The sequence below is a fragment of the bacterium genome, from assembly GCA_009926305.1.
GTDB lineage: Bacteria > Bdellovibrionota_C > UBA2361 > UBA2361 > RFPC01 > RFPC01.
On sequence record RFPC01000054.1, the window covers coordinates 1 to 16908 of the forward strand.

Below are 16908 nucleotides of genomic sequence, written 5' to 3' on the forward strand. Positions count from 1 at the left end.
CTACATGCACCAGCTGAGCCTCAGCGAATTCTCTTCCCACACGATCAAGAAAAAAGAAGCGCCCTGTTTGAGTCAAATAGTGATGATAACGACCCAGTGCACCAAGTACATAAACATGATCTATGAGATTATCACGCCACGGCAGTTTCTTCTTATCATTCTCGATAGCATTACGAAGGACTCGTGCAAAATGCGACGTTTCATGTTCCCCCTTAACTCGAACAGTACGATCTTCATTCCAACTCATCAGCTGCTCAGCCTCTTGTGCTAAGTCAGGAAAGCCAGAGAGAGCTCTTACAATTTTTTGATGACAGTCCGTTATGCCCTGTTCCAGCGTCTTTGCCGGCGCTCTGATGGGCAGCGTCAGCGTAACATCGTGTTTAATATAATGTTTTGTACCTACTCCAACATCTAAAAGAATTCGTTCGACGTCTCGAAACTCTTTTTTCCCAATATCGAGATCGGTCTTCCTACTCAGCTTTGTGAGAAGTTCTCGTTGCTCGTTCTCATTCATATATGGAGTTGCCGAGAAGCCGACAACTCTTGTGTTGATCTCTTCATTCTTCACGTGCTCTAAAATGCAAGCAGCAGCGTCACGACCTCGACTTTTATGTACTTCATCAACGATCACAAGGCTTACGGATGACAAATCTAGAATTGGAGCATTCTTGCCTCTTCCTATGCCGAGATCATTTTGAATTGTTTGAGGCGTAGCGAACAGGAGTCGGGCATTGCTCGCATAGATGGTCTTTCGCTTACTGGCCGGTGTAGCGCCCGTAAGCGCTGCCATACTCCTGCAGCAAGCGTTAGGCTGTGCTGAGCATCCCGCATGACTTGTTCAACTAATGGCTTCTGTCGAGTAATATAAAGTACTTTGGAATGGTCTTCTTCTTGAAGATACTTGGCAGCAAGCGCAAGAGCTACATAGCTTTTGCCCGCACCTGTGCTGGCCGCGACGACTGCATTTTGCTCACTCGCATCTAGCTCGAGTAGCGCTGCTATCTGACCCGGTATAAATCGAAAGGTCTTCGTCCGAAGGATTTTTTCTCTTCCGCTCTGAATAGCAAATTCTTCGATTGTTTTTGGAATCTCTCGCTCATAGCCTCGTACTTTTACTACACTCGTTTGTGCGTCTTCATCTGGGAATAGACTCTGTTGAGCAACGGTTGATACTATCTCTTTTCCTTCCTTTACGGAGAGAGCCGTGTACAACGTGTTTGCCTTAACTTCCGTTATATGAGGAGGCCTTTCCGGGAGTTGTCGACTATGCTCAAGACTCATACACGACCTCCTTTGCTACTCCCTACTCCTTCATCGGCAGGCAAGGCGGTCTTTAAAGAAAACTGAACGGTCTCTCCTGATGCATTTAATGTTGGAGTTCCAATAATATGAACTCTATTATTATGCTGAAGCATAGGCATATCAGTCCTACGCCAATACACCGCTTCAATCGTTCGATGCCCATCTGAAAGCGTAACACTAAGATTATTCCGATGCTTGCCAAATACTCGCATCTTCTCAACAAACAAATCCGGGATGAGGATATCTGGCTCTGGATTATCGGTTCCGAAAGGCTCAAAGCGTTTTAGCTCTCTGACTGCTGTTGGATTAATATCACGTAAGGTGCATACCGCATCGACATGAAAGGACGGTGGCTTATACTGGGCACCAAGATCGAGCTCTACACTCCGATTCAGTAATTCTGAAATCTTGCTGAACTGGGATGCGTCAATAGTCCCTCCAGCAGCTGCGGGATGACCGCCCACTTTGATAAAATGCTTTCTTAATTTATCTAAATTTGCAATGAGGTTATACCCATCAACAGTTCGAAACGAGCCTGAGGCTTCTCCGTCATAGTTAGCAAACAACACTACAGGACGTAGATATCGCTCCACCAATCGCTGGCTGACGATGCCGACTACTCCTTTGTGATATCCGCTCAGTATCCCATCTGATTCCTTGAACGCTTCATCCATCAGACAAATGAATCGCGGCAAGTTTTCAACCTCCTTTGGAAGCGACTGCAAAGCACTTTGCAACATTGCTGCTTCAATATCTTGTCGAGTCTTATTCAGTGATAACAAGCGTTCTGCTGTAGCCCGCGCGGATAGCACCTGCCGATCGGCAAGTGCTTCAATCATAAAATTTGCATCTCCAAGACGGCCGGCGGCATTGATCATTGGAGCGATTAACATACTCAAATCAGAACCAGAGGGTGTTCCTCTGACACCTCTTGCTGAAAGCATTTCCTGAAAAACAGGAAATGGAGAGTCTTCAAACATTCGGAGGCCATGATAGGCAATCGTCCAACTCGCGCCTCGCAAGGGAACGCAATCAGCAATCGTAGCAATGGCAGCAGGTACAAGATAATCTTTCAGTGACATGCTTTCTTGCACCGCACCACGCCTCTTCAATTCGTCGTGCACTGCAAACATAGTCAAAAGCATTAAGCCATTGGCTGCGAGCACATTGTCTTCAAATCCACATCCCGTCTGTCCCGGATTTCCAAGAACTGCTGGACAGTCAACATCCCCGACATGATGATGATCAAGCACTCCAACCCAATAGCCTTCTTTTTGTGCTTGCAAAATCTCTTTCTTATTTGTTGTTCCAAAATCAGCCGTTAACAGAGACATTGGCCTGTTTCCGAATCTCTCTCGCATTATTGCATGCTGCTTCCAAAAAAATTTCTCGCTCAGGCCATAGCCTGTCTCATCGCGAATTGGCAAGACTGAGTGAAGGTTACTAAATCCAACTGACTTCAAAATATCAGTTGCAATCATATTGGAAACAATCCCATCATTATCAAAATCGGTTGCTATCATCAGCGGACGTTTCTCAATAATGCAGTCGGCTAAGTGCGAGATAATGAAACTTCCATTTTTCATTTCTCGTATATCTGGAAGGCTGCTTAGAGAGGGATTTAATCGGAATTCTAATTCAGCATTCAGAGTGTAATCTCTCGCCGCGAGAATTAAAGGAGCAAGCTTTTCTTGAAAATTATAGCGATCACGGATTGCATCAGCCATCTCGGGCTTTTGCGCACGTACTTTTATCTCAGGAGTGATAGCTGCTGGAATCTGATCTCTTGCAGCTTGAGCGATCAGCTGGCTTACCGGGCGTAACGATGCCGCTCTGGGAGGTTCGAAGAGGCCACGTTGAACAGAACTTTGCTCCTTGCCTCCCTGAGTATTTTTACGCATGCCGCTGCGCTGATCCGAGTCGCGATCCATCATCAATGTCTAACTCCTTCGACAAGAACGATGGTAAGAGGGGATTGATTCTTAGTAAATTTTTCACCAGCTTTTTCTGCCGTAGGATAGAAAAAGAGTGAATCATTGAAGTCGCAGGTCGCGAGGAACACCACCCGATAACCGCAATCAAGGCCATTTTCAGACGATATTTCGCACTTTTTTTAGGGAGTTAGCTGAAGTTCTGTCGAGTTCCATACTAGGAACAAGAGAGAAAATTGTAACGCTCCAAAATTGCTTAGTGTCAGAAGCTCTCTATACTCGAACGAACGACTGAAAATGGCTGAGAGTTCGGGAGTTTCAGGACGTTACTCCTTCTTCATTCTGCCATTTCGCATTAATCAAAGCTCTATGAATGGCGACTCATTAGAAATTGTAGAACTCCGCTCTGAAGAAGTACACAATCGGCAACTTCAGCCAACGGCATCTCTTTCCGAAGAACGGATTGAAACCTTACCTCCTCATTATTCTCTATCTGCTCCGACTCAGTTTATCCTTCGTAAACACAATGAAGAGAACGCGAGACAAATCGAACAAAAGCTAAAGCGATGCGCACCATTTGCTCGTGTCTTATCCGCTCGTGGATATACTCCTGATTCCGCTGCCACTCTCTTATGTCCTCGTACGTTAGACACTATTCCAGATATCTCTCGTAAATCAACGCATTGGCAAACCCTCGCTGAGGCCACAGAGCATCTTTTTGAAAAGTTAAAAGAGGGTCAGTCAATTCGTATCATTCATGATAATACGCTCAGCAGCATAGTGGCGGCTTCTATACTTGAATCGACACTTAACAAACTAGACATAGCTTCTTTGACCAAGGAAAAGGAAAACGTCGCCTCAAATATCACTATTTCAAGAGGTGAGGGAACACCTACCTCTTATGATGCGGAATGGAAGCACGAACATTCGCTACAACTTAAAGGGACGCATCCAGAACGACTTGCTTTATTGATGGCGAGATACCTCGATACCCTCGCAGAGCAACAAACAGGAGAGGCTCTCTCCTGGGAACAGAATATCAGGCTTGCTGCACTCGCACGTCACCCCAAAATTCAATCCAATGGTGTGGAAAAGATGCTCGCTCTGTACGGTTCCTTGGCTATGAATGCCTCTCCAGAAGATGTACCTGGATTGTTGGCTATTCAAACAGGGCTGATTGGCCCTCAGCAATATACTCCCCTTGAAATCAATACCCAAGTAAGACCATTTCTTCAAAAAGCAATTGATACTGGCTATGGAGCAGAAGTAGTGAAACTGCTCTCTGCTACTGATATTAGGGAAGCCAAAGATTCGCTTGCGCTTCTTTGTACTGTAACCAATCATCCACGACTCAGATTAGATAGCTGTCATTTAGACCTTACCCCTTTAAGCGAAAGTCCGACGGAGGCAGATACTGAGCTATGTCTATCCGAAGTCACAAGCCGACTTGAGGTACAAGTAAGAGCATTTCAGGCAACCGCTCCCTACACGAGTCCCCCATTATTTCTTGTCAAAGATCTGATTGTTGAGTCAATTGAACAGTATGAAGATCATATCAGGATAGCCTTAAATGACGGCGCACAAAAAATTACAGGGTTTTGCTCCTTGAATTTCCTTAACACAGAAATTCTCCCTGGCATGCAACTTCATATTATTGGAGAACTTGTTCATCATCAGCTTCCATATGAAGAGATAGGCATCCTTATACGTACCGTTGAACCCACGCAAATTCACAATGACACCTTGCCTCAACAAATCCAAGAAATCGCCTCTATTGCTCCATCCTATACGCCACAATTTGAAACCGTAATTGCAAAAACTGCTGAAGAGATCACATTTTACAGTAAAGAACTTGCAGAGAAGACAAGTGGTATTCTTGCTTTCGATATTGAGACTACTCTTGATAAACCACATAAAGCATGTGTTTACACGTTTACCGATTGGGAGGCGAAAAAGAACTATGTATTCGATGCTGTTCGTGGACGAGGGACAGATGGGGCTCCACTCTTTCATGACATGAGTCCCCTTGGTGCAGTACTACACAGTCAAACAGCTCGGGAACTTATCATTCAAAATGAGCATTTTGAGCGTTCAGTCCTCGCTCAAGAGGGCCTGTTTCCACGCGGAGTTATTGACACCATCAAAGAGTTAAAGCGGCTACGGCCAGATATTGAAAGACGTGGACTTCGGGATGGGCTGTATTGGTGCTGCGACTTCGAACTCTCAAAAGATGAGCAAACCAGCGACTGGACCAAAAGAGAGGATGATGGCGCAATCCCTCCCGCTCAACTGGCATATGCCATTGGGGACACGGAGAAACTTGCTGAATATTATGTATCGCTACGCGCCCTTGATGAACGAACAGCGGTCCCTAAAACCCACCGTATTTCCGACCTTATGGCAGGAATGGTGCTCGAAAAGCGACTGCTCCATGACTTCATCACAGAAAACTGCCCAGAATACTTCGCACTGAGAGCGAAGAAAGATGTTTTACATGGAATGATTAGCACCCGACTTGAAGAGGGGATACTTCCATCCGCTTCAGAATGGGGAATTGGTAATGGGCGAGAACGAAGGGGAAAGGTTGAGGTAGACCTTTTCAAAAAACGCTTCTTCACACTCTGTAATGATTGTGTTGATCGGAACGTTATTGATAACACGTTGAATGCGCTGCTCGAGCAAAACGTATCAAAAACACAATTAAAGAAGACGTTATCTGAAGAACCATGGCGAGCTGCTGGCTTCCCGAATGATACCAGCATCGATGATTTTATCGCTCACATCTCTGATCTATCTCATATAACCTCTCAACCCGAAATTCGTCTCAAGTATAAAACACCAACTATTGACGTCCGGGTAGACGTGAATCCCTCATGGAATATGAGCACTTACTTCAAAGAATATACTCGGACATACGAGCAAATACTTACAATCAAGAAAGATTATCCACGAATTGTTGACGGTGAATTACGTCTGCGCAAAATGAAAGCTCAGATTGGCTATCTTTTCTCACATCATGCTGCACCCCCATATAATGGTCGTCATGGAAGTGCGCGGCCTCGTATTGCACGCAAAGTCGATATTAAAAAACTCCGCGAAGCACTACATGAGAAGGGAGACAAAACACTGGGAGAACGGCAAGTAGAAGATACACTCCTGTCTCTGATACAAACCGAAATTTCACCGTGGAAATTTCATACCCTGCTTCAAGACACATCTTTCGAGGACTCTTTACTCTATGCAGCAATAGAGAGGAGAAAATTCCTTCAAGCTGTTTCTTCTCCAGTTGCATCACATAGAGCTTCGTATATAAGCCCAGGAAAGCTCTAATACAAGGAGCGCGAGAGATGCCTCTTGCCAGTCACGGCGTACATAATTGACACGATGATAAAAATCAGAAACCCTTGAGTCAGATATTATCATTCATAAAAGTGTATTCATGAATATTCTCTTTGTGCACAGAGTCAGTGATCGCTCCGAGGCAAGCCTGCTCGAATGGATGTGTCAGCTGGGTGATCGCGTGACACTGATTACCGATCCTCAAGAGCCTCGGATGTCTATTTTTGAGGGTCTGGGGGCGCACGTAATACCAATGCGAATACGCCATCGACTCGATTTTAAGGCGATGCGTATCATTCGAAGGCTGTGTCGAGAAAAACCGATTGACGTGATCTATTCGTCATTTAATGCGGGATTATCAACGTCACTTTTTGCTGTTCGAGGGCTTCCTACCAGAGTCATTGGGTACCGCGGTACATTGGGAAATCTCTCCCGATGGGATCCCGCCTCTTATTTAACTCATCTCAATTCACGGCTCTCTGGGATTATTAGTAACTGTCCACCGGTAGAAAACTTTTTAAAGTCACTCGGCATCTCGCAAAAACGGCTTACCACCATCTTTAAGGGACATGAAGAGACGTGGTATGAAACGCAGCAGTCTGCTATTGCAAAAAGCACGCTTCAGTTGCCTGAAAATCACCTGATTGTAGGGGTAGTTGCTAATATTCGACCGTTAAAAGGGATCGACTCTCTTCTGGTGGCTATGAAGCCATTATTTGAAGAATTTCCTGTTACTCTTCTCCTCGTAGGTGATGATAGAGAAGCAGCCACTGCAAAGCGGGTTCAAGAATTAGGGCTACAGAACTCCGTCCGACTCCTGGGTTTTCGAGAAGATGCTGCACAAATTGCTACTCTTTTTGATATTGTCTGTATGCCATCCACAAGAAGAGAAGGAGTCCCTCGCTCAGTTGTTGAAGCTATGAGTCACGGAAAACCTGCAATTGTAACAGATGTCGGTGGACTTCCATATATTGTCAAAGATAAAGAGAATGGCCTAGTAGTACCGCCGAATGATCCCGACTCCTTGAGAGAGGCTTTACGATGCCTTCTTAATGATACTAATCTGCGGGAATCTTATGGAATGAATAGTAAGACCCGCTTTCGCTCGATGTTTCAGCTGAAGAATTATCACGAGCAGATGAGGGAATTTTTTGAAATCGCGCCCTTTTGACTACACGAGCATCCACCTACAATATTGACTCTAGATTCCGTTTCCTTCTGTATGGCTCTTAAGAAATGAGACTATATCAATTCGAGATTGAAAGTTTGAAATTTCCTCAGGTGTAATAACGGGTCTGATATCAGCACGGACAGAACGCCCTATCATCTTTCGTGTTTCATGAATGAATAATGCAAGGCGAAGATTGATATGAATCTGACTTGCAAAATGAAATAGAAATGAATTCTCGCCATGAAAATACAAGGGAACTATCTGAGCATTAGACTGAACCGCAAGCTTTGCAACAAGAGTACCCCATGGAAGCTCTTCGAGAGCTCCAAAGCCGAATCGACGAGTAGCGACCCCTCCGCCAGGAAACAGTATTACGGCTTCACCTCGATCCAGTGCTTCAAGAGCTGCCTGACGCGATTGAACATTCCGTCTTCTGGCTTCTTTTGTATCTCGAAAATCAATTGGCAAGAGATACTCATTGAGACTCGGCTCAAAGGTTAAAACGTGATTTACAAGAATTTTAAAGTTTCTTCTCAGCTTATATGCGACTTGCGATGCAACTAATCCATCAACGATTCCGAATGGATGATTTGCAATGACTAATACTCCACCGGAACCAGAAACTCTCGACAAATGCTCTTCTCCATGTAAGAGCACATCAATAGACATCACTCTGAGAGTCTCATCCCAAAATTGTCCTCCTGCTCCAATACGCGAGAGAATCTCTGTATACAATCTCTGCATGTGGTGAGCTCCAGTGCACCGCTCAACCGAGGCAATCACGAGCCTTTTGAAAAAGGGATCCCTACTGGTCCGGTAACTCATCTGGTTATCGAGGTCGTTCATTCTTGATTTCTGAGAAACTTCTATCCCCTTGTTCTCCTAGTATAGCAGAGTCGGCTGTCCTCTTACGCAGAAGGAAGGAACGCAGTGCAGGCACTCCCCTGCCGCTTAAGGCGGCTCTCCTCTTTTATCTTACTTCTTGTCGTTTATTTTCAGCTAGTTATAAACTTCAAAACTCATCGCATCCCCTTTCAGAGCACTTTTTCATTTATTCCTTTCATAACCTTATAGGAGGCATATGTTTAAGACAGCTCTTTCTGCACTCTCTGCTATAGTTTCTACAGGTGTTCAAAAACCTGCACAGATACTTGCGCTTTCTTTGGTTGCTGCCGGCGCCACAATTCCAAATTTTACAGAACACATTGGGAAAGCCATCAAACAGGTTGGCTCGCTCGCTGGCGATACCGTTCAAACGGTTGAGAAAGTTATTGATCTTTCAGATACTTCCTTTAGGGCAGGAGCAAATATTGTCCACACTGCTTCAGCAAGGACAGGAAGGCTCGCTGTCAGGGCTACAGGCCAAACTGAAAACGTTGATAGAGATGATCTCAAGGCACTCGATACGCCTCAATAATTTCTGGTCGAAAAACTTTTTTGGGGCTCTTCCGCCAGTTTTTCTGACAAATTAGATATTTTCACTGATTCCAGAAAATCATACACGGAACTTAAAAAAATGATGGAAGTCTCTTGCACTTCCGATCTCGTAGTATACTCTGGTGCAGAAACTTATTTTTTTGTGATATCTCGTGAAAATTATCCTTACTCTTTTTACTCTTCTTACGACGTTTCTTGCTCTAGCCTTCTTCTTTCCAGTCTCCATCGGGAGCTCACGGTATGTAGATTTTACCTCTCCCTCTATTACGATTGAACAACGGGGAGGAGAACTCTCTCTCAAGGTCTCTGACGATCTCAATGCAATCGTTTCGGTACGCTACCTAGTACAACAAAGCGGAGAAACACAAATTGAAGGAGAAATACTGCATGAAGCTTCTCCTCTCTTGAATACCCATGAACTATCGCTCGATCTCGGAACGCTACAAGGTTCGCTGGCAGAGGGAGCTGCTGAAGTTATTGTAACAGCACAAGATGCAGCGATCTGGGGTAATGTCTTTCGAATAACGGCTCCAATTACGCTTGATTTTTCTGCTCCGTCAATTGAAGTACTCTCTCAACAACACCGCATATTCGCGGGCGGAGCAGAGCTTGTACTGTTTCAAGCTGCCGACAACATGTCGCTAAAAGAAGTATGGCTCTCTGCTTATCAAGATAAGATCTTTGCACCGTTTAAACTTATCGATGCCTATCCCGAACTTGATTTGCCAGAAAGGCTTTATGGAGTTCTGTTTGCTACCCCTCGTGGTCTCGCTCGTGAGAAATTTCAGCCTACACTACATGCCACTGATAATTTTGGTAATAGCACCGAGCGTGTCTTATCGCTTCGTTTTGAAGAACAAGCGTATCGCAGAACATCACCAAAACTCTCTTCTTCGTTCCTCAGTCGCAAAATACCCCCTCTCGTTAAAGAAATGAAACAAGATGGGTATTTAGCAGCTCAAACTCCTTTGAGTGATCTTGACGGATTCAAAGTAGTTAATGAGCAATACCGCGAAAAATTGGTAGGTGAGATAAGTACAGCGATGGAGAAAGCTGGAATACGAGCTGATATTCCTACTCAACACTTTCAGCGACCGATGGCAGGAACATTGACTTCACGATTTGGTGAATTTCGAACCTATCTGTTCGAAGGAAAGTCAATCAGCACCTCTTTTCATGATGGTCAGGATATTGCCTCAGTAGTTGCAGATAATGTGCGTGCAACAGCAGCTGGAAACGTCTTGTTAGCAGAACAACTTGGTATCTATGGAAATACTATCCTTATTGATCATGGAGCTGGAATTACAAGCCTCTATGGACACCTCTCTTCATTCGCTGTTCAAGCGGGTGAAACGGTGAATCAAGGAGACCTGATCGGACAAAGTGGTACGACGGGACTAGCTGGGGGTGACCATCTTCACTTTGAAATCCGCATACAGGGCGTGCCCGTTACGCCCATCGAGTGGTGGGATCCAAAGTGGTTTCAAGACAATATCGAACAGAAGCTTACCAAGCTACTCGAACCCTATACTTCGGGTTGAATAGCAATCAAGAATGGCCAATCCTGGGTGAAGATTCACGAGAAACGATACAAGAGCCAGTACCTGAGCCCGCCGCCGTTCGTTAGCGCACTCTCCCTTGTATTTTTCACGAGCGGGGTACGCCTCCCCTAAATGACTCCGTGTGCCTGACCTACCTTCCGAAAAGCAGCGACCGCCCTTTCGAGATCAGCCCTCTCATGAGCAGCAGATACCTGCACTCGAATTCTTGCCTCCCCCTTGGGAACGACAGGATAAGAGAAGCCGATAACGTAGATTCCTTCCCCTAGGAGGTCATCTGCCATAGCTGAAGCAAGTTTAGCGTCTCCCAGCATAACGGGAACGATTGGATGAATTTCCCCCTTTAAGGTAAACCCGAGCGCTGACATCTCCGAACGGAAAAACTTCGTATTCTCCTCGAGTTTTTCTCTCAAGGAGGAGGTCTGCGTTAGAAGATCTAAACAGGCGATACCGGCTGTGACGATGACAGGCGGCAGTGAGTTACTAAACAGATAAGGGCGGCTACGCTGCCGAAGGAGCTGAATGAGCTCGGAATGTCCTGTCGTAAAACCACCTATCGCTCCCCCTAAAGCCTTTCCGAGCGTTGAAGTGATAATATCGACTCGACCGGTTACTCCACAATGCTCAACGGAACCTCTTCCCGTTGGTCCAAAGAAACCGGAGGCATGGCACTCGTCTACCATCACCATTGCGTCATATTGGTCAGCAAGATCACAAATTCCCTTGAGGTCGGCAACTTCTCCATCCATAGAGAATACCCCGTCAGTGGCAATCATAATCTTCTTTACCCCTGCTTCACGTGCCTCCTTAAGACATGCTTCAAGGTGAGAAAGGTCAGAATGTCTATAACGATATCGATGCGCCTTACAAAGTCGTATTCCATCAATAATAGAGGCATGATTTAGAGCATCGCTAATAATAGCGTCTTCTTCTCCAAGTAGTGGCTCAAAAACCCCTCCATTTGCATCAAAGCACGCAGCATAAAGGATAGCATCCTCTGTTGAGTGAAATTCGCTTATCTTTTGTTCAAGCTGTTTATGAATATCTTGTGTTCCGCATATAAATCGGACAGATGACAAACCAAGACCATACTGATCAAGTCCACTTTTTGCAGCTTCAATAAGCTGAGTATTACATGAAAGACCAAGATAGTTATTTGCACAAAAGTTTAGAACTTCGCCGGCTTCAACACGGATATTTGCATCTTGCGGTGATACAATAACGCGCTCTTTCTTAAAGAGCCCCGCTGACTGAATCTCTTCAAGCTCAGTTGCATACTGCGATTTCACTTCTTCTGAATACATGGCTCTCCTCCTTATCCTGCACTGACCTTCAGTTGCTCTCGCTTCAGACCTGGCAAAAAGTAGTCAGTAAATGCTCGCTTTACATCATGCTCTGGCTTCCATCCCCAGTCACACCCCGCAAGCGAATCATCAATATCATCCGGCCACGAATTTACAACATCATCTCGCCATTCGACTGGATTGTACCGCAAATCAGCATTCGGATAGTAGTGAAGAACCTCATCTCGCAACTGCTCGGCTGTAACCGAGAAGCCTCGCACGTTGTATACTCGTCTTGAAAGACTTTCAGCTGACGCCTCTGCTAACATTATCATTGCTCGCACTGCATCTGGCATAGTCATGAAGGGCAATGCTGCTTCAGGAGAAACGAAGCACTCATACGATTTCCCGTCATTTGCATGATGCAGCATCTCAGCTGCGTAATCACTCGTTCCTCCCGTCGGCAACGTATCGATACTAATGAGGCCTGGATATCGAAGACTGCGAAAATCAAGGAACTGACCTGACCCTCGTTTCGTAAAATACGAACCAATCTGCTCGATAAACAACTTTTGAATACCGTAAAGAGTTTCTGGATGAAGACAGTCATTTTCCGTCAAGGGTTGTCTTAACTGATTTCTATCCGGAGAACCGTAAATTGCAATAGAGCTTGGAAAGATAAACCGCGTCGGTTCTCCCCGATGCTTTCCCTGTTCGTATGCTTGCTCAATCAAGAAACTCGTTGCATCAATGTTGACTCGTTGGGAGAGAAATGGATTTTTCTCAGCGGCAGAAGAGAGCAGTGCTGCGAAATGGAACACCACGGGAAAATCATATTCTATGAATAACTGAGAGATTCGTTTTTCATCACAGATATCACCATGAACGACGGTTACGCTGTCGGCGGGAGGTTGAAACGCTTCATTCAAATCAAGCGCAACGACCTTTGAGCCACCAGCAATCAGGTGAGCTATCAGAGCAGTTCCAAGCTCGCCCCCTGCCCCAGTAACAAGTACGGATGTCTCTTTCATAATCTGTCTCTCTTTTCCTCGATATATCCAGCGCTAAAAGATAAATCATTCAACTATAGAGTTCAATTCACGCCCCCTTCCTCTTTGCTCGCTCAAGGCCTCGTATTTCCCTCTTCGCTGGTTATCTGCTCTTTTTTCTGCCTTTAAGAGACCTTAGGAGACGCCAAGGAGCGAGTAGGAGCTCGATTGGGTATTGAACATCAATTTTTCGGTACCTCAAATCATGGTAGAATAGCTGTATTCATACTCGTTTCTCATGATTCATTAAATAGTCACCTCTATGAATAAGCGCCCTGTCCTCTTCGAGCCATTTCGCATCAAATCGGTAGAGCAAATGCCCATTACTTCAAGTGAAGACCGCAAGAAATGGATTCAAGAAGCTGGATACAATGTCTTTGGACTCACTGCACAGCAAGTAACCATTGATCTCCTGACAGATTCAGGGACAGGCGCAATGAGTGATCAACAGTGGGCAGAAATGATTCGAGCGGATGAATCGTATGCAGGGAGTCGTAGTTTCTTAGAGCTCGAACAGACTGTAAAAGACATTACGGGAATGCCCTTTGTCATTCCTGTTCATCAGGGACGAGCTGCAGAGCACCTGCTCTTTTCAGAACTCGTAGAGAAAGATCAACTCATACCATCGAACGGACACTTCGATACAACTCTTGCAAATATAGAGGATAGAGGTGCTGAGGGCGTAAACTTGCTTCATGCGGATGGCAAACAACCGTTCACCGACTCTCCCTTTAAGGGTGATATTGATCTTTCAGCTCTAGAGCTCCTTTTCAATACTGAACAATCCCGTATTCCTTTTGTCATGGTTTCGGTTACCAACAACGCTTCGGGTGGCCAACCGGTAAGTCTTAAAAATATTCGGGCAACATCAGAACTTTGTCGCAAATATCAAAAACCTTTAATTATCGATGCTTGTCGGTTTGCGGAAAACGCGTTCTTTATTAAAAAGCGAGAGAGTGAATATGCCACCTACTCCGTGAAAGAGATTGCGCTTGAACTCTTCTCGCTTTGCGATGGAATGACTTTCTCTGGGAAAAAGGATGCCCTGTCCAATATTGGTGGCCTGGTTTGCATCCGAGACAAAGCTCTAGCCGAGAAAATAAAAAATAGGCTGATTATCTACGAAGGATTTCCGACCTATGGAGGACTAGCAGGGTATTCCTTAGCAGCAATGAGTCAGGGGCTAAAGGAAGTACTTGATGAGCGGTATTTAGAATATCGGCTGCGAACCACTGAGTGGATGGTTGAAAAGCTGATTCAAGCTTCTATTCCGGTACTTCGTCCAGCTGGAGGACATGCCATTTACATAGATTCAAAAGAGTTCTTTCCTCATATTCCTCAACATCATCTACCGGGAATTACGCTCACTACATCCTTGTATACCATTGGAGGAGTCCGATGTTGTGAGCTGGGAACAGTTGCTTTCGGAAAAACACTCCCAGGAGAACAAGACGGTGAAGATGGGCAGCGTTCTCCAGAGTTAGATTTAGTTCGGCTTGCGCTTCCAAGACGTACGTATACGGAAGCGCATATGGGATATGTCGTGGAGTGTCTTATAGAGCTCTATTCACAAAGAAATGAATGCCATGGATTTCGATTCTGTGAAGAGGCTCCTGTTATGCGCCACTTTCGTTCGACCTTTACTCCTGTAAAATAGCGCAGGGATCAAACAAAATATAATTGCATTCTTTGATGACAATCTCCTACTCTCCGTAGTGATTTTTCGCTATCGTTGAGAGGTGGCTTCTCTTTTATTCTTTTGGAGTTTTGTATGGCAGATGTAGTAACAGGGAATGTTGAAACGGATGAGGCGTTTGGTCAGGTCGCGGGAAAGGCAAAAGACGATATAGCCCAATCATTTTCTGCTCTGCTTGATGGTGATCTATCAGCGCTATTCAGTCTGAGTGATAGATTTATTATTCCAGTAATCTCGGCATTACTTCTGGTAATCGTCGCATATTTTGCTAGTTCTTTTGTATCGCGAATAGCGAGCCAGCCAATCAGAAAGGCGGTTGATGAGACGCTTGGAAAGTTTATTGGAAAGTTAATCTTTTATTCTCTGATGACTTTCACCCTTTTGGGTGTCCTTGGAATGTTTGGCATTAGTGTCGCGAGTTTTGCTGCTGTGATCGCGGCTGCTGGGTTTGCGGTGGGCTTGGCTTTTCAGGGAACGCTAAGTAACTTTGCTTCTGGGGTATTATTATTAGTTTTTAGACCTTTTAAGGTTGGAGATACCGTCTCAGCCGGGGGAACCAAGGGCAAGGTCTATGAGATTGATTTATTTTCTACAACTTTTGATACACCTGATAACCGAAGAATTATTGTTCCGAACAGTCAGATCTATGGGAATACGATTGAGAACATTAGCTACCATGAGCATCGTCGGGTGGAGGTTCTGGTTGGAGTAGAGTATGGGGCAAAGATTTCGGATACCCGTGCGGCTCTTGTATCTGCTGCTGAGTCTTTAAGGGATAGACTTATCGATGAAGAGGGTCGGGGATATCAGGTATATTTGGTTGACCTTGGTGATTCTAGTGTCAATTGGGTTGTCCGTTTTTGGACAATGGCCAGTGAGTTTGGCGGTGTGAAAGAGGCGCTTACTGAGGCTATTAAGGAGTCTCTGGAGGCTCAAAAAATAGACATCCCATTCCCTCAGATGGAGCTTCACGTCAACAATGCAGCCCTTGATTTAGATTAGAATCGTCATGCCCCCTTAGGGGCAGCAATCTTGGCGAAGCCAAGTTACGGGGGAAAAGTGGGGGTGAACGGGCGATCAGCCCGAGAGGGGCACAGCCCCTGGGCTTGAATGCCGAATGAAAAAATTGGTGGAGGTGGCGGGAAGTTGCTGCTATGCAGCAGCAACCGAATCGCAGTACCTCTTTCAGGGTTCGATTCCCGCCTACGCATGCCCCCTAGGGGCAGCAATCTTGGCGAAGCCAAGTTACGGGGGGAAAAGTGGGGGTGAACGGGCGATCAGCCCGAGAGGGGCGCAGCCCCTGGGCTTGAATGCCGAATGAAAAATTTGGTGGAGGTGGCGGGAATCGAACCCGCGTCCGAGAAACTTCTGCGAATGCTTTCTACACGTTTAGTCTCAGTTTTTATTTAATACCTAAAGCTTTCTAAGACAAAATCTTTAAGTACGAGTCTTTAAAGGTTCGAAAAGCTGTTCAAGACAAAACATACTCTCTAGTCTACTGAATTAACTCACTGAGAGCCGCAGACAAACTCTCAATCAGCCGACCGGCGTATTACGGCTAGTCTATTTTTTGATTAAGCAGCGAGAGCGTAGTCTGCGCTTACTTCGTCAATGTTTGCATTTATAGCTTTGCCGCTTTTTTACGAGGCCAACGGCCACCTCGACGTGCTTACAATCCGCTTCAACGAATCCCGTCGAAACCAGTACACCCCCATATCTTATGAGTATGAGGTATACTCGTTAAACGTGACTCCTCCTTCTAGGGAGATTCGCGTCTAGGGAGATAATGACAGCTAGCACCCTTAACTATCTGAAAATATGGCTCCCTTCTATTAATGTAATCACCTTTCTCCCCGAATACTACCATACCCACTTGGTTTTCAGAAAAAAGTATGACTCATAGCTAAGAATTTTTCGCATAACACCACTGAGCGGGCCAAATTTAGTCGTCAAAGAAGATAAGTTGCTCGCAAGGGGAGAGCGGCCAATGGATAAAGAGCACCACAATCATATAACGAGGAAGAGTCTTTTCAGAGTCACACCATGCCCACTCGTAACACTGTGTTTCTTCTTTTCCCTGTTTCCTCTCCAGTTTTCACATGGACAAACTCCCGACATCGGGGGCGGCACGCCCATAGACC

General features: G+C 45.3%; 13 protein-coding genes and 1 other RNA gene. 7 read left to right on the plus strand and 7 right to left on the minus strand.

Going from position 1 to position 16908, the window contains the following annotated elements:
* The 3 genes from EBR25_09225 to EBR25_09235 form a co-directional block, all read right to left on the minus strand.
* Positions 1 to 649: hypothetical protein (locus EBR25_09225; protein ID NBW41168.1), on the minus strand; the 649-nt coding region annotated here is incomplete at its 3' end.
* Positions 650 to 678: 29 nt separating this feature from the next.
* The gene (locus tag EBR25_09230) at positions 679 to 1281 is read right to left on the minus strand and encodes a DEAD/DEAH box helicase (protein ID NBW41169.1); all 603 of its coding nucleotides are present in this window, start codon (positions 1279 to 1281) and stop codon (positions 679 to 681) included.
* The gene (locus tag EBR25_09235) at positions 1278 to 3236 is read right to left on the minus strand and encodes a hypothetical protein (protein NBW41170.1); all 1959 of its coding nucleotides are present in this window, start codon (positions 3234 to 3236) and stop codon (positions 1278 to 1280) included. The genes EBR25_09230 and EBR25_09235 overlap by 4 nt, the downstream gene beginning before the upstream one ends.
* Before the next feature lie 294 nt (positions 3237 to 3530).
* Here EBR25_09235 and EBR25_09240 point away from each other — a divergent pair, with 294 nt between their 5' ends.
* Positions 3531 to 6563 carry a hypothetical protein gene (locus tag EBR25_09240; protein ID NBW41171.1) on the plus strand — a complete coding sequence of 1011 codons (3033 nt, stop codon included), beginning with the start codon at positions 3531 to 3533 and terminating at the stop codon, positions 6561 to 6563.
* 109 nt (positions 6564 to 6672) lie between these two features.
* A complete protein-coding gene (locus EBR25_09245) occupies positions 6673 to 7743 on the plus strand; it encodes a glycosyltransferase family 1 protein (protein NBW41172.1) in 1071 nt (356 codons plus the stop codon).
* Between the two features lie 30 nt (positions 7744 to 7773).
* On the opposite strand, the gene EBR25_09250 is transcribed toward EBR25_09245, so the two are convergent.
* Positions 7774 to 8589 (minus strand): glycerol acyltransferase, encoded by an 816-nt coding sequence (locus tag EBR25_09250; protein ID NBW41173.1) that lies wholly within the window; start codon positions 8587 to 8589, stop codon positions 7774 to 7776.
* A 235-nt stretch (positions 8590 to 8824) separates the two neighbouring features.
* On the opposite strand from EBR25_09250, the gene EBR25_09255 reads away from it, so the two are divergent.
* Positions 8825 to 9160 (plus strand): hypothetical protein, encoded by a 336-nt coding sequence (locus EBR25_09255; protein NBW41174.1) that lies wholly within the window; start codon positions 8825 to 8827, stop codon positions 9158 to 9160.
* Between the two features lie 172 nt (positions 9161 to 9332).
* Positions 9333 to 10721 carry a M23 family metallopeptidase gene (locus EBR25_09260; protein NBW41175.1) on the plus strand — a complete coding sequence of 463 codons (1389 nt, stop codon included), beginning with the start codon at positions 9333 to 9335 and terminating at the stop codon, positions 10719 to 10721.
* Positions 10722 to 10849: 128 nt separating this feature from the next.
* Here EBR25_09260 and kbl read toward each other — a convergent pair whose 3' ends face one another.
* Both kbl and EBR25_09270 read right to left on the minus strand, forming a co-directional pair.
* On the minus strand, positions 10850 to 12043 hold the full coding sequence (kbl, locus tag EBR25_09265; protein ID NBW41176.1) for a glycine C-acetyltransferase: 1194 nt from the start codon (positions 12041 to 12043) through the stop codon (positions 10850 to 10852).
* Positions 12044 to 12054: 11 nt separating this feature from the next.
* Positions 12055 to 13053 carry an NAD-dependent epimerase/dehydratase family protein gene (locus EBR25_09270; protein NBW41177.1) on the minus strand — a complete coding sequence of 333 codons (999 nt, stop codon included), beginning with the start codon at positions 13051 to 13053 and terminating at the stop codon, positions 12055 to 12057.
* 280 nt (positions 13054 to 13333) lie between these two features.
* On the opposite strand from EBR25_09270, the gene EBR25_09275 reads away from it, so the two are divergent.
* The 3 genes from EBR25_09275 to EBR25_09285 all read left to right on the plus strand — a co-directional run bounded on the left by EBR25_09275 (position 13334) and on the right by EBR25_09285 (position 16088).
* On the plus strand, positions 13334 to 14728 hold the full coding sequence (locus EBR25_09275; protein ID NBW41178.1) for a tryptophanase: 1395 nt from the start codon (positions 13334 to 13336) through the stop codon (positions 14726 to 14728).
* 114 nt (positions 14729 to 14842) lie between these two features.
* Positions 14843 to 15769, plus strand: a complete 927-nt coding sequence (locus EBR25_09280; GenBank protein NBW41179.1) for a mechanosensitive ion channel family protein — start codon at positions 14843 to 14845, stop codon at positions 15767 to 15769.
* A gap of 115 nt (positions 15770 to 15884) precedes the next feature.
* Positions 15885 to 16088, plus strand: coding sequence for a hypothetical protein (locus tag EBR25_09285; GenBank protein ID NBW41180.1), 204 nt, complete (start codon positions 15885 to 15887; stop codon positions 16086 to 16088).
* A gap of 6 nt (positions 16089 to 16094) precedes the next feature.
* Here EBR25_09285 and ssrA read toward each other — a convergent pair.
* Positions 16095 to 16480, minus strand: a transfer-messenger RNA (tmRNA) gene (gene ssrA, locus EBR25_09290).
* Positions 16481 to 16908 lie beyond the last annotated feature (428 nt).